A 13,478-nucleotide genomic window follows, 5' to 3' on the forward strand; every position below is an offset into this window, starting at 1 on the left:
CGATCGCCGCGTTGCGCGACGCAGCGGCGGGCGCGACGTCGCGGCACGATGCGCCTTCAGCCCGCCAGCAGCCTCCACCAGCCGCGCACGCCGGCCGGGCGGGCCTCCTGGGCATGCGGCTGGCCGCTGCCGTCCAGGCGCGCCAGCTCGTCGCGTATGCCGTGGGCCAGTTGCGTGATGCCGGGTTCGTTCATCATGGAAAAGTGCGAGCCGTCGATCCGCATGACATGGATCTCGCCCTGCACATGCTGCTCCCAGCCGAGGGTGCGGCCAGCCTGCAGGTACTGGTTTTCGCACTCGCGCGCCTTGAACAGCACCATGTCGCCGGCGTAGGACTGCGCTTCGTAGCGCGCCTGGGCCTCCATGAAGTTACGGAACAGGTGGAAGTCGACCAGCTCCGGCGGCAGCGGCTCGCCCCGCGCGAGGCGCTCCAGCGCCTGGCCGTAGCGCACCTCGATCTCGCGGCCGCGGCGGCGCCGTGCGGGCCAGCCCATCGCGAAGGCCAGCGACCACTTGCGCAGCAGCCACAGCTTGCGCCATAACGGCACCGGCCGCCGGGCGGCGTCCGGAGACAGCGTGTCGATCATCAGCAGCAGCTCGATCTGCTCACCCTGGGCGCGCAGTTGCTGGGCCATCTCCAGCGCAATCAGCCCGCCCGCCGAGTAGCCGGCGAGCCGGTACGGCCCGCTCGGTCGGACACTGCGGATCGCCTGCAGGTACTGCCTGGCCATCTCCTCCACCGTGCGCAGCGGCGGCAGACGGCCATCGACCCCCTGCGCCTGCAGCCCGAAGAAGGGCTGGTCGGTGCCGACCCGGTCGGAGATCAGCTTGAAATTGAGCACGTTGCCGCCGGCGCCATGAACGCAGAACAGCGGCTGCCGCCCCGGCGTGCCCTTGCAGATCTCCACCAGCGGCGACCAGGCGCGCTTGCCCAGCGGGATGACGTTGGAAACCGCGGGCCGCTCCGACGCCTCGGCCGCAGCCGGCGCCGCGGCCTGCGCCTCGGCGCCCGCATTGTCGGCAGCGCCGCCTGCCGCCGCGCCGTCCTCGGCCGCGGCCTGCTCGGGCTGCATCTCGGCCACCAGGGCGGCGAGCCGTCCCAGGGTCGGTGCCTCGAACAGCGTGGCCAGCGGCAGGTCGGCACCGAACTGCTTGCGCAGCCGCGCGAACAGCCGCACGGCAACCAGCGAATGGCCTCCGAGGGCGAAGAAATCGTCGTCGCGGCCGACCTCCTCCACCCCGAGCAGCTCGCGCCAGACCTGGGCGATGGCCGCTTCGAGCCGGTTCAGCCCGGCCGCCGCGCCGGCCTCGGCAGACACGGCGGACGCGGCGACGCCAGGCTCGGCCGCCGGCCGCGCGGTGCGGGCAGCCGGCGCGGCCATCGCGCGGCGCACCTGCTGCAGATCGATCGAGGAGATGGTGAGCACCGGCGCGCCGAACATGAACAGGCGCTCGAACACCGCCGGCGCATCCTGCACGCGGATGCCGCACGCCACCAGCTGCTCGGTCATGCCGGGCGGCCGCGCCGCGCCCGCCCCACGGCGTGGCAGCGATAGCACGGCCGGGTCGATGGCCCGCATCGCGAAGCCTTCCAGGGCCGCCACGGGCGTGCCGTCCGCAGCGTGCAGGCTCACGTCGAAGCAGGCCATGCCCTGTTCCGGGCGACCGCGCAGATCGACCCGGCTCGTGCACTCGGCGCCCAGCGGGGCGGCCAGGCGCACACGGTCGATCGAGACCGGCACCCAGAGGCGACCCGCGCGTTCGGCCTCGTCCAGCAGGTGCAGCCCGAAGGTGGCCGCCATGTCCAGCATGGCCGGATGGCAGCTCCAGGTGTCCAGGTCGCTGCGGCAGGGCTGCGGCAGCGCCAGTTCGGCCACACCAGAGCGCTGGGACAGGCGCATGCGCGCGAGGTTGTTCCAGCGCGGACCGAAGGCCAGCACGCTGTTGCCCGCCTGCGGTGCGCGGCCGGGCTCCCACGGACCCGCGGCCGGCGCAGCAGCCGACAACCCGGGCGTTCCGCGCCGCAGGGTGGCCCGCGCGTGGTCGGTCCAGCCAGACTCACCCGGCCCCTGGCTGCGCACCAGGAACTCGTGCCCCTGTGCATCGGGGCGCAGGCGCACCTGCACCCGGCGCGGTGCGCCTTCGACCACCAGGGCCTCCTCGAAGGACAGCGAGCGCAGTTCCAGCGGCTGGCCCGGGTCGATGACGGCCGCCGCCGCGCGGGCGATCTCGATGTAGGCCGTTCCGGGCAGCACGGCGCGGCCGGCCACGCGGTGCTCGTCCAGCACCCACAGGCGCGCGGCGTCGTAGAGCGCCTCGAAGACCACCGCGCCGTCGGCATCGGCGCGCACGCCGAGCAGCGGGTGCAGCGGCGTTGCGGCCGACGCCGCCAGGGCGTGCGCGGTCCCGGCGGCGCGCGCCGCCATGCCGGTATCGGCCCAGACGCCCCAGCGCAGCACCAGGCCGTCGGGGCGCGAGAGCGCCAGCGACTCGAGCAGGGCGTTGGCCGCGACGTAGTCGATCTGCCCCGGCGGGCCGAGCTCCACGCTGGTGGAGGAAAACACCGCGAACAGCTCCAGCGAGCCCGCCGGCAGCAGCTCGTGCAGCAGCAGCGCGCCCTGGGCCTTGGCCGACAGCAGCCGGTGCATGGCCTCCAGCGGCTTGGTGGCCAGAGGAGCGTCGCCCATCTCCCCGGCGGCGTGGAAGACGCCGTCGAGCGTGCCGAACTCCGCGCGGCAGGCGTCCAGGGCGCGCGCCAGGCTGGCGCGCTCGCCGACGTCCGCCTGCAGCACGCGGACCTCGCCACCGGCCTGTTCGAGCGCGACCAGGCGCGCCGCCAGCCGGCTGGCTTCGGAGCCGTCTGCACGGCCCGCCACGGCGGCCCATTGGGCGCGCGGCGGCAGCTCGCGCCGGCTCAGCAGCGCCAGGCGCGCCCGGTGCCGCCGCGCCAGGTACTCGGCCAGCTCCAGCCCGATGCCGCCCAACCCGCCGGTGATGAGGTAGGTGCCGCCGTCGCGCACCCGGCTGGCCGCGCCCGCCTGCGGCGCCACCTTCTGGGCCGCCTGCGGCTGCCAGCGCCGCCCCTCGCGCCAGGCGCACAGGTCGGCTTTGCTGTCGGTGGCGGCGGCTTCGGCGAGCAGTTGTGCCGCGCAGTCGGACTCGGAGGCGTGCGGGTCCAGATCGATCAGCCGCGCGCGCAGGTGGGGCAGCTCGCGCGGGATGACGCGGCAGGGCCCGAGCGCGAGCGCCTGCTCGGGCGCCGTCGGGGCGCCCCCGGTCGGCGCCTGCGCGCCCGCGGTGGCGACCAGCAGGGTGCACGGCTGTGCCAGATCGAGCTGCTGCAGGGCCTTGGCCAGCAGCACCGGCGTGTCGAAGGCTCCGGCGACGGCGGCGGCGTAGCGCCCGTTCCCGGCGGCGGCGGCAGGTCGCAGCGCGCCCAGGTGAACGACCCCTTCCGGCAGGCAGCCTTCGCGCTCGAGCGATTCGAAGAGCTGCAGCACGTCCTCCTGCCGCTGCGAATCGACGGTGTAGCGCCGGGCATCGTGGCGCGCGAACCCTGCGCCCTGCGCCACCGCGATCACGGCAGCGCCCGCGTCGCCGAGGGCGCGCACCAGCGCGGCACCCAGCGGAAGCTCGCTGCCAAGCACCAGCCAGCGGCCGGTGCATCCGGCCGCAGAGGCCGCAAGCGGCGCCGGCTGCCATCCGTCGGCATGGAACCAGTCGTCCACCGCGGGCAGCCGCTGCAGCGCCGCGGATGCCGGCGCCGGCACCGCCGCGGCGCCAGCGTGGGGCGCGGCGCCCTCGGCCGCCACCATCCGGCCCGGCTCGATCCAGTGGCGCTCGTGGTCGAAGGCATAGGTGGGCAGCGGAATGCGCCGGCAGCTGGCCGGGCCGCGCACGGCAGCCCAGTCGAGCGGCACGCCACGGCTCCAGAGTGTGCCGGCGCTGCCCAGTACCGCGGGCAGGTCGCCGCCAGCCGCATCGTCGGCCTTGCCGGTCGAGGCGAGCACCGGATGCCGCGCCCCCGAGCCGTTGTGGCGCGCCAGCGAACCCAGCCCCTGGCCGGGTCCGACTTCCAGCAGCATCGCATCGGGCAACTCGTCCATGAGGCGGCGCAGGCCGCGCGCGAACTGCACCGGCTGACGCAGGTGGCGCAGCCAGTACTCACCGTCCACCGCCTGCTGCGGGGTGATCCACTCGCCGGTCAAGCTGGACATGACCGGCACCGAAGGAGCCGCCGCGCGAATGCCGCGGATGCCCTCACGGAACTCGTCCAGGATGCCGTCGAGCAGGCGCGAGTGGGCGGCGACGTCGATGCGCAGCCGGCGCGCCTCGACGCCCTCGGCCGCAAGCATCTGCTGCAGCTCGGCCAGGGCGTCCTTGCTGCCGGAGACCATGCACAGGTCGGGCGCGTTGATGGCGGCGATGTCCACGCCGCATCGCTCCACCAGTGGCCGCAGCGCTACTTCGCCGAGATCGACGGCGATCATGCCGCCAGGCGGCGCGGCCTCGAACAGGCGCCCGCGCAGCACCACCATCGATAGCGCATCGGGCAGCGTCAGCATGCCGGTCAGGCAGGCGGCCGCGTACTCGCCCGCGCTGTGCCCGATCATCGCCGCCGGCCGCAGCCCCCAGGAGAGCCACAGCCGCCCCAGCGCGTACTCGAGGATGAACAGGGCCGGAATGGCATTGGCCGGCGCCTCGAGCCAGGCGACATCGGCCGGCTGGCCGGGCGTTCCGGCGAACAGGCGGTCGCGCAGGCCAGCCGGCGCGTTCGGCGGCAGCGCGTGCAGGCACTCGTCGACCGCGCTGCGGAAAGCGTCGAAACACATCAGCGCCGCACCGGCGCCGGGGAAATGCGCGCCGCCGCCGGGGAACAGGAACGCCACCGGCGGTGCGGTGCGCGCCGCCTGCGCCGGCTGCGGACCCGGACGACCGGGCTGCGGGCCCCGCAGCCCGGCGCGCAGGCCCTCGAGGTCGCGTGCGACCACAGCCAGCCGATGCGGGAAGGCGCGACGGCCCTCCTGGGTGGTGAAGGCGGCGTCGGCCAGGGTGAACTCCGGCGGCGGCTCGGCGGTGAAGTCCAGCCAGCGCGTGCGCAGCGCGGCCAGCGCAGTGGGCGTGCGCGCCGACAGCGTGAACACCTGCCAGGGCTGCGCCAGATCGTCGCCCTTCGCCTGGCGCTGTCGCTGCGGCGGCTCCTCGACGATCACGTGGGCGTTGGTGCCGCCCACGCCCAGCGAGTTGACGCCTGCGCGGCGTGGCTGCGCACCGCGCGGCCACGGCCGCGGCTGGTGCAGCACGTGAAACGGCATGCGCGCGGTGTCGAAGCGGCTGTTGGGGCGCGAGAAGTTCAGGCTGGGGGGCAGCAGGCCATGGCGCAGGGCCAGGCACACCTTGATCAGCGAGGCCACTCCGGCCGCGGTGTCGAGGTGACCGATGTTGGTCTTGAGCGAGCCCAGGCCCAGCGCGCCGGGCCCGGCGGCGCCGTAGGCCTGGGTGAGCGCCGCCACCTCGATGGGGTCGCCCACCGGCGTTCCGGTGCCGTGCGCCTCCACGTAGCCGACGCTGGCCGGATCGACGTCCGCCACCGCCAGCGCTTCGACGGCGGCTCGGGCCTGGCCGTCCACGCTGGGCGCGAGGTAGCCGGCCTTGCCGCTGCCGTCGTTGTTCACGGCCGAACCGCGGATGACGGCGTAGATATGGTCGCCGTCGCGCAATGCATCGTCGAGGCGGCGCAGCACCACCAGGCCCACGCCGCTGCCGAACAGGGTGCCGGCGGCTTCGTCGTCGAAGGCGCGGCAGTGCCCGTCAGGCGAGAGGATTTCGCCGTCGGCGTAGCGGTAGCCGCGCCGGTGCGGCAGGTCGATGCTGGCGCCGCCGGCCAGGGCCATGTCGCACTCGCCCGACAGCAGGCTCTGCGCGGCCATGTGCACCGCCACCAGCGAGGTCGAGCAGGCGGTCTGCACGCCCACGCTCGGCCCTTTGAGGTCGAGCAGGTAGGACACGCGGGTGGTGAGGAAGTCCTTGTCGTTGCCGGTGTGGCGCAGCAGGAACAGCCCCATGGACTGCACCAGCTGGGGATTGGTGAGCAGGTTGTAGGGCAGGTAGGCCTGCATGCCGCAGCCGCCGAACACGCCGATGGCGCCGTCGAAGCGTTCGGGCAGGTGGCCCGCGTCCTCCAGCGCTTCCCAGGCGCACTCGAGGAAGTGCCGGTGCTGCGGGTCCAGCACGGCTGCCTCGCGCTTGCTGAAGCCGAAGAAATTGGCGTCGAACATCTCCATGTCCGGCAGCGGCAGGCTGGCGCGGACGTAGTTCGGGTCGGCCAGTTCGCCCGGCGTCACGCCGGCGCCGAGCAACTCCTCGTCGCCGAGCCACTGCGTGGCCTCGCGGCCTTCGCGCAGCAGGCGCCACAGCTCGCCCACGTTGCGCGCGCCCGGGAAACGCCCGGCCATGCCGACGATGGCGATCTGGCCGCTCGTTGCGTCATCTCCACCCCTGTCCTGCTCGATCTCTTGTGTCATGCATTTCCCTCCCTGACCTGTCTGACTCTGCTGTCTCGCTGCTCTGTCCCTGTCTCTGTCTCTACCTTTGTCTCTGCCTCAATGTCTTTCGCGGTCGCTTGCGTCCTGTCCTGTCGCGGCCTTCAGGCGGTGCGGGCCGCACGGTTGCGCAGCGCGCGCCGTGCATGCGCACGGCCCAGGCCTTCGCTGACGGCGCTGTCGCGCGTGTTGCCGCGCAGGTGCTCCGCGATCGCCGCCACGGTGGGCAGGCGGAACATGTCGGTGATGGAGATCTCACGGCCCAGCGTCTCCTTGATGCGGCGCTGCACCTGGATCACGAGCAGCGAATGGCCGCCCAGATCGAAGAAGTTGCTGTCGCGGCCGACGTCGGTAACGCCGAGCACCTGGCTCCAGATGGCCGCGACGCCCTGCTCCAGCGGGTCCTCCGGCGCCGCCAGGGCCGCCGCCGGTGCCGCGGCGCTGGTGGGCGAGGCTTCCGCCAGCGCCTTGCGATCGGTCTTGCCGTTCGGCGTGAGCGGGAAGCTCTCCCGCACCGACACCAGCCGCGGCACCATGATCTCGGGCAGCAGCTCGGAGAGCGCCTTGCGCAGGGTGTCGGCATCGGGCGCCGGTGCGGACGGCGCGGCGGTGACGTAGCCCACGAGGATGGCCTCTCCGGCGGCGTCCTGCCGCGCCACCACCACCGCTTCGCGCACACCCGGCTGCCGCGCCAGGGCGTTCTCGATTTCGCCGAGCTCGATGCGGTGTCCGCGGATCTTCACCTGGTGGTCGATGCGGCCGAGAAACTCCAGGCGTCCATCGGGCTGCCTGCGCACCAGGTCGCCGGTGCGGTAGAGGCGCTCGCCCGGGTGCAGCGGATCCTCGACAAAGCGCTCCGCCGTGAGCTCGGGTCGGTTCAGGTAGCCACGGGTGACGCCACGGCCGCCGATCAGCAGCTCTCCGGGCACCAGGGCCGGGCACTCCTGCTGCCACGCGTTGCGCACGTACAGCCGCGTGTTGGCGATCGGCTCGCCCAGCGGCACGGAGTCACCCACCTGCGCGAGCTCGCAGCAGGTGGACCAGACCGTGGTCTCGGTCGGGCCGTACATGTTCAGCAGCGTGCCGGGCACGGCCTCGCGCAGCTGGCGCGCCAGCGCCAGGGGCAGGGCCTCGCCTCCGACGAGCAGCGCCTGCAGTCGCGAGAGCGCCTCGCGCCCTTCCCTGTCGGCCACCAGCATGGTCGCCATCGAGGGCGTGCATTGCAGGTGCGTGATGCCCTGGCGCAGCATCTCGCCCGCCACTCCGAGCGCCTGGCCGGTGGCACGCGGGCGGCGCGCCATCTGCATCAGCCGCTTCAGCGGCTCCAGGTGCGCGAGCACGGCGTCGGTGTCGATGCCGAAGTCGATCAGGCAGGCGATCTCGCTGACGCCCGCGTCCTGCAGCCGCCGAACCATGGTCAGGCAGCGCTCGGGCGTGCCGATCAGGGCGCTGGTGTTCCAGTAGCGCGAGAACGCGTGGTCCAGCAGCGCGTCCATCTCCTGGTCGGACAGCGGCTGCTGCTGCATCACCTCCAGCGGCGTGCGGCCGTCCGCGGCCCCGCGCTGCACGAAGGTGGGAAAGCTCCAGGCAGCCTGGCGGATCAGATCGACGGAGCTGCGCAAGTAGGCCTTCATCGGCTCGCGGGCGGTGGCGAGCACGGCCTCTTCGTCGGGCCCGACGAAGGTGTGCAGCATCACCGTGACCTGGCCTTCTCCCGGGTGCCCGGCCTCTCGCCAGGCCGCGCGGTACAGCGCGATCTTCTGCGCCACGTCCTCCACGGTCTGGCCGAGCAGGTGCGTCAGCACATGGCAGCCCTTCTGGCCAGCCTGCTGGAAGGTCTCGGGGTTGGAGGCCGCCGTGAGCCACACCGGCAGCTCGGACTGCACCGGGCGCGGCAGGGTGCGCACGTTCACGGGCTTGCCGTCCGGCCCCGGGAACGCCACCGACTCGCCGCGCCAGAGGCGCCGCACGGTGTCGATGCCGTCCAGCAGCGCCTGCTTGCGCTCGGCGAACGCGTGCGGTGCGAGCACGAAGTCGTTGGGCTGCCAGCCCGACGCGAAGGACACGCCCACCCGGCCGTGCGAGAGGTTGTCCACCAGCGCCCAGTCCTCGGCCAGCCGGGCCGGATGGTGCAGGGGCAGCACGCAGCTGCCGGCGCGGATCTGGATGCGCTTGGTCACCGCGGCGATGGCGGCGCTGGTGAGCATGGGATTGGGATACAGCCCGCCGAAGGCGTGGAAGTGGCGCTCGGGTGTCCAGACGGCGGCGAAGCCGTTCTCGTCGGCGAACCGTGCGCCCTCCATCAGCAGGCGGTACCGGTCGTTGCCGGCGGCGGATTCGTCGCTGGAAAAGTAGAACAGGCTGAAATCCGGCCCTGCCGAGGCGCCGGCGCGCGCGGGCGGCGCCGAATGCAGCACCACCGTGACGCCGCGCGAGAGCGTCCACAACAGCTCCAGCACCGAGATGTCGAAGGACAGGCTGGTCACCGCCAGCCAGCGTGCGCCCGCCTCTCCCGGCACGCGCTGGTCCATGCCGGCGAAGAAGTTCAGCACGTTGGCATGGGTCACCACCACGCCCTTGGGCTTGCCCGTCGAGCCGGAGGTGTAGATGACGTAGGCGGCTGCGTCTTCGGACACCTGCGGCCACGGCTGGTGCGCCGGCGCGCTTGCCGGCACGTCCGGCGACAGCACGTGGCCGGCCGGCAGTTCGAGCAACGCCGCCATCGGCTCGCGGCACACCACCACCCGCGTGCCGGAGTCGGCCACCATCATGCGCAGGCGGTCGCGCGGGTAGTCCGGATCGAGCGGCAGGTAGGCAGCCCCGACCCGCAGGATCGCCAGCACCGCCACCAGCAGGTCGGGGCTGCGGTCCAGGCACACGCCCACGATGTCGCCCGGGCGCACGCCGCGCTGCAGCAGCTGCTGGCCCAGCGCCGCTGCGCGGGCCTGCAGCGCCTCGTTGCTGAGGCTCTCGTCGTGCCAGCGCAGCGCCTCGGCATCCGGCCGCACGGCGGCCGCCTCGGCGATCACCGCGTGCACGCCGGAGCCGCTGCGTGGCGCCACCATGGTGGCGTCGTTCACCGCATCGCGGCGGGCGCGCTCGTCGGCCGGCATGAGCGGCACCTCCCCGACGCAGCCGTCGGCCGCGGCGAAGGCCGCCAGCCACGCCTGCAGGTGGCGGGCCATCTGCTCGCCCACTTCGGGGGCGAACACCGCAGCGTCCAGGTGCAGCTCGAGGGATGCACCCGGCTCGGCAGCGCGCAGTTCCAGCAGCAGCTGCGTCGATGGCGTCGGTGCACCGATGCCCATCCCGAGGCGCGGCAGCGGCGCGAGCGGCCCGGCACCGGCCGTACGCAGGCGCAGATCGACCGTCATCGGGCCGGCCTCACGCGCTTTCGCGAGCGCGCTGTCGGCCTGCTCGCGCACCGAGCGTACCGGCGTGCGCGCATCCAGCGCCAGGCGCAGCGGCACCCACGGGCTGGCCCAGGCTTCGATGCCCTGCGCCTGCGCGACCAGGCTCGGGTCGGCATAGCGCAGCGAGACGGCGTCCTGGCCGGCCAGAGCACACAGCCAGGCCGCGAAAGCGGCGAGCGTCGCGGCGCCCTGCTCGGGCACCTGCAGCGGCAGTCGCAGGGGCTGCGCGGCACCGGCGCCCTCCCCCGCGGCTTCCATGGCGGCGGCCCGCTGCGGGTACGGCAGCTCCACGTCGCGCACCGCGCCCAGTGCCGGGCGCCAGGCCACTTCACCGCGGGCCAGCCGCGTGGAGCGCTCCTGCAGCAGCGCCAGCGGCGCGCTCGCCAGCGGCGGCAGCACCTGACCCGTTTCGATGCGCGCGAGGTCGCGCGAGCCGTCGGGCCAGCGGCAGCCCTCGAGCAGCACCTCACCACCCGCTACCGCGACGCGCACGCGGTCGGCCGCGACTTCCAGCACCGTGCCGGGCGCCGCCGGCGAAGCCGCGTCGAGCGCGCGCACGGACCGCACCAGCAGCACCAGATCCTCGCCCAGCCAGGCCTTGCACATGGCCAGCGGATTGGCGTAGTTGCCGAAGTCGAGGCCCCGTGACAGTGCCGACAATTCGGCGCCGGTGCGCAGCCAATCCAGGGTCGCGAGCGCCGGCGGCCGCGCATGGCGACCGAAGTAGCCGCGCGTGCCGCTCTGATCGGTGAATGCAGGCGTGCCGCTTGCCAGCTCCTGCAGCACCTCCTTGAAGGACTGGAAGCCCACCTCGTAGCAGCGCGCGTTCAGGCTGAAGGCCGTCTCGTCCGGCGCCAATGCGAACTCGGTCTGCCGCAGGATGCGCCCGGCATCGACCTCGGGCGTCATCTCGTGCCAGGTCACCGCATGGCGCGTCTCTCCGGCCATGAGCGCCCACGCGGGGACGTTGAGGCCGGCATAACGCGGCAGCGGGCCGTCGTGGAAGTTCAGCGCGAGCCGGCGGGCGCGTCGCAGCAGCCGCTCGGGCAGCACGTGCAGCCACGCGACGCTGAACAGGTAGTCGAACTCGACGCCCGCGAATTGCGGCTCGCCCTGCACCTGCTCGGTGGCGATGCCCAGGCCGCGCGCCCACTCGAGGATGGAGGGGTCGGTGCTTGCCACACCGGCGATCTCGTGGCCTTCCTGCCGGAACGCTTCGGCGCAACGGATGAGGAGGGTGCCGTCGCCGACAAATACTGCACGCAAGGTATTGGACATTCAACGTCTCGCAATAATGTGAATCACGAAGTGGTCATGGCACAGCCAGACGAGCGCAGCCCAACCATGGTTTGCGGCTGCTCTTCTTTGGGGAATTTTTCGCGTGCCCACGTCGCTATTGGATGCCTGCGCAGGGCCTCTGGTGCACCCCCGAAAGGGCTATGGACATACCAGACCGCCGACCTGGAACAGGACGTTTGCCCACTGCTGGCGCGCAAATAACGGTTCATTGCAGGTATACGAAATACGAGGAGCCTGACGCGGGGAGCGGCGGGCCGACGTGCACGCCATATTGCTACGAGACTGTCGAGCCGTGGGGTGCGAAGGACTGCAGAGGCAGCCCAAACGGGGCCGATTACAGAAGGAAGCGGCTCTTACCTACATGCGCTCGACGGTGCCGCGGCTGCCGGCCCGCAGCGGCGTTGAGCACGTGCGACGCAGGGAGGAACTATTCCCAGCTGCCAAGCGGGGCGGCTGGCGACGCAGGGCCTGCGATCAGGCGTTCGACCGGGGCGGTGCCCGGCGCCCAGCCTCTGGGCGAGGCTGCGACGACGAAGCGCTCAGGCTTCCCCGGCGGCGGAGGAGCGCGGCTGGGGACGCGGCCCTGCCAGCCCAGGCTGCAGCACCAGCCGCTCGGGGGCGCTGTAGCAATAGAAGTGGCGGTTGGTGGCTCGCCCGATGGCGCACAGGCCGAGCTGCTGCGCGATGGTGTGTCCCATCTGGGTCATGCCGCTGCGCGAGACCACGAGCGCGACGCCCATCTGCGCGGACTTGATGACCATCTCGCTGGTCAGCCGGCCCGTCGTGTAGAACACGTAAGGCTGGTCCGGATCGGCGTCGTCGGTGGAGACGCCCTCCATCCACATCCATCCCGCGATGGTGTCGATGGCGTTGTGCCGCCCGACATCCTCGACGAAGACCAGCATGTCGGCGCCTCGAAACAGCGCACAGCCGTGCACCGACCCGGCCGATTTGTAGGTGCTCTCCTGGATGCGGATCGCGTTGACGAGCGCATAGAGCTGCGCCTGCGTGAGCCGGGCCTCGGGCAGCACCAGCGCATGCACCTCGTCCATCAGCCCGCCGAAGACGCTGCCCTGGCCGCAGCCCGTGGTCACCACGCGCCGGGCGGTGCGCTCCTCGATGCGCTCGACCCCGCTGCGGGTGCGCACCGCGGCGGCATTCACGTCCCAATCGACGGTGACGGACTCCACCTCGTCGGGTGTGCGCACCAGCCGCTGGTTGCGCAGGTAGCCCAGCACCAGCCACTCGGGATGCGCGCCCAGGGTCATCAGGGTTACGAGCTCGCGCTTGTCGATGTAGATCGTGAGGTCGCGCTCGGCGGGAATGTGCAGCGCCTGACGCTCGCCCCACGCGTCCACCACCTCGATCGCACGGACCAGGGGGGCATGGGCTTCGGTCAGGCGGGGCAGAGGCGACATGGCGCTGTGGGCAAGGAGAAGTGGGTGCCGGGGAGCCCGTCGCGACGCGGGCTGCGGTACATGGTACGACGGGCGCAGGTGCAGGCCCGGTGTGGCGTCGGCACCGGCATCGATGGCCCCTGCATCCGTAGCCGAGCTACCGACGGCGGCTGTCGGCGTCTGGAGCGCGGTCGCCGCCGGGTCTGCGTGCGGACCGGGTGCCCTACCCGCAACGGCTTCTGGGTCAGCACCCGCCCCCCGCCTTCGGCTGAGGCCGCGGCTGCGGCTGCCGGGCTCGCTGCCAGCGCGAGCTGCTCGCCCGCGCCGGCTGCCGTTCTACTTCTTGGCTGGCTCCATCTGCGCAGCGGGCGTGTTCACGCTCGGCGGGCTGCTCGCCGTTCCGGCAGGCGAGTGCGCCCCCGAGCTTTCCAGCGGCTTCTGCGCCGGTGGCGTAAAGGCGAAGGGGCCGGGGTCCATGCAGGGTGCACTGGCGGCGGCAGCAGTGACGGAAGAAGCCGCCACCGGCATGGGCGAGGGCGGGGCGGGGCTGGCCGCCGCGGCGGGCGTCCCGCCGGAAGCGCCGTTGGACGAGGGCTTGGCTTGCGATCCGCTCGCGTGCTTGCGGTAGCTGGCGGCGGCGCGGTCCTGCGCCTGGCACAGCTGGTAGGCATCGACCTTGGCCTGCCACGCCGTCTTGGCCTTGGCTTCTTCGGCTTTGGCCTGGCCGGCGGCGTCCAGGGGGGCGGCTGCCGGCAGCTTGGCGAACGCCAGCGGCGCGGCGAGCGCGATGAGTGCGGGAACGATCAGGTGTTTCATCGTGAATCTCA

Annotated in this window: 4 protein-coding genes; all 4 read right to left on the reverse strand. The window is 72.8% G+C overall.

The genetic code is table 11. The annotated features are described in order from the left end of the window. Window positions 1-56: 56 nt before the first annotated feature. The gene (locus WG922_RS03730) at window positions 57-6,524 is read right to left on the reverse strand and encodes an SDR family NAD(P)-dependent oxidoreductase (protein ID WP_340280775.1); all 6,468 of its coding nucleotides are present in this window, start codon (window positions 6,522-6,524) and stop codon (window positions 57-59) included. 122 nt (window positions 6,525-6,646) lie between these two features. Further along, the gene (locus WG922_RS03735; RefSeq protein ID WP_340280776.1) at window positions 6,647-11,233 is read right to left on the reverse strand and encodes a MupA/Atu3671 family FMN-dependent luciferase-like monooxygenase; all 4,587 of its coding nucleotides are present in this window, start codon (window positions 11,231-11,233) and stop codon (window positions 6,647-6,649) included. Between the two features lie 560 nt (window positions 11,234-11,793). Continuing rightward, on the reverse strand, window positions 11,794-12,672 hold the full coding sequence (locus WG922_RS03740) for a formate dehydrogenase accessory sulfurtransferase FdhD (protein WP_340280778.1): 879 nt from the start codon (window positions 12,670-12,672) through the stop codon (window positions 11,794-11,796). 315 nt (window positions 12,673-12,987) lie between these two features. Continuing rightward, on the reverse strand, window positions 12,988-13,467 hold the full coding sequence (locus WG922_RS03745; protein ID WP_340280779.1) for a hypothetical protein: 480 nt from the start codon (window positions 13,465-13,467) through the stop codon (window positions 12,988-12,990). Between the last annotated feature and the right edge of the window lie 11 nt (window positions 13,468-13,478).

The organism is Ramlibacter sp. AN1015 (assembly GCF_037726105.1).
Lineage (GTDB): Bacteria > Pseudomonadota > Gammaproteobacteria > Burkholderiales > Burkholderiaceae_C > Ramlibacter.

Bases quoted from the DNA above. Each gene is read 5' to 3' on its own strand.
- WG922_RS03735 (WP_340280776.1), bottom strand. From the start codon at position 11,233: ATGTCCAATACCTTGCGTGCAGTATTTGTCGGCGACGGCACCCTCCTC.
- WG922_RS03730 (WP_340280775.1), bottom strand. From the start codon at position 6,524: ATGACACAAGAGATCGAGCAGGACAGGGGTGGAGATGACGCAACGAGC.
- WG922_RS03745 (WP_340280779.1), bottom strand. From the start codon at position 13,467: ATGAAACACCTGATCGTTCCCGCACTCATCGCGCTCGCCGCGCCGCTG.
- WG922_RS03740 (WP_340280778.1), bottom strand. From the start codon at position 12,672: ATGTCGCCTCTGCCCCGCCTGACCGAAGCCCATGCCCCCCTGGTCCGT.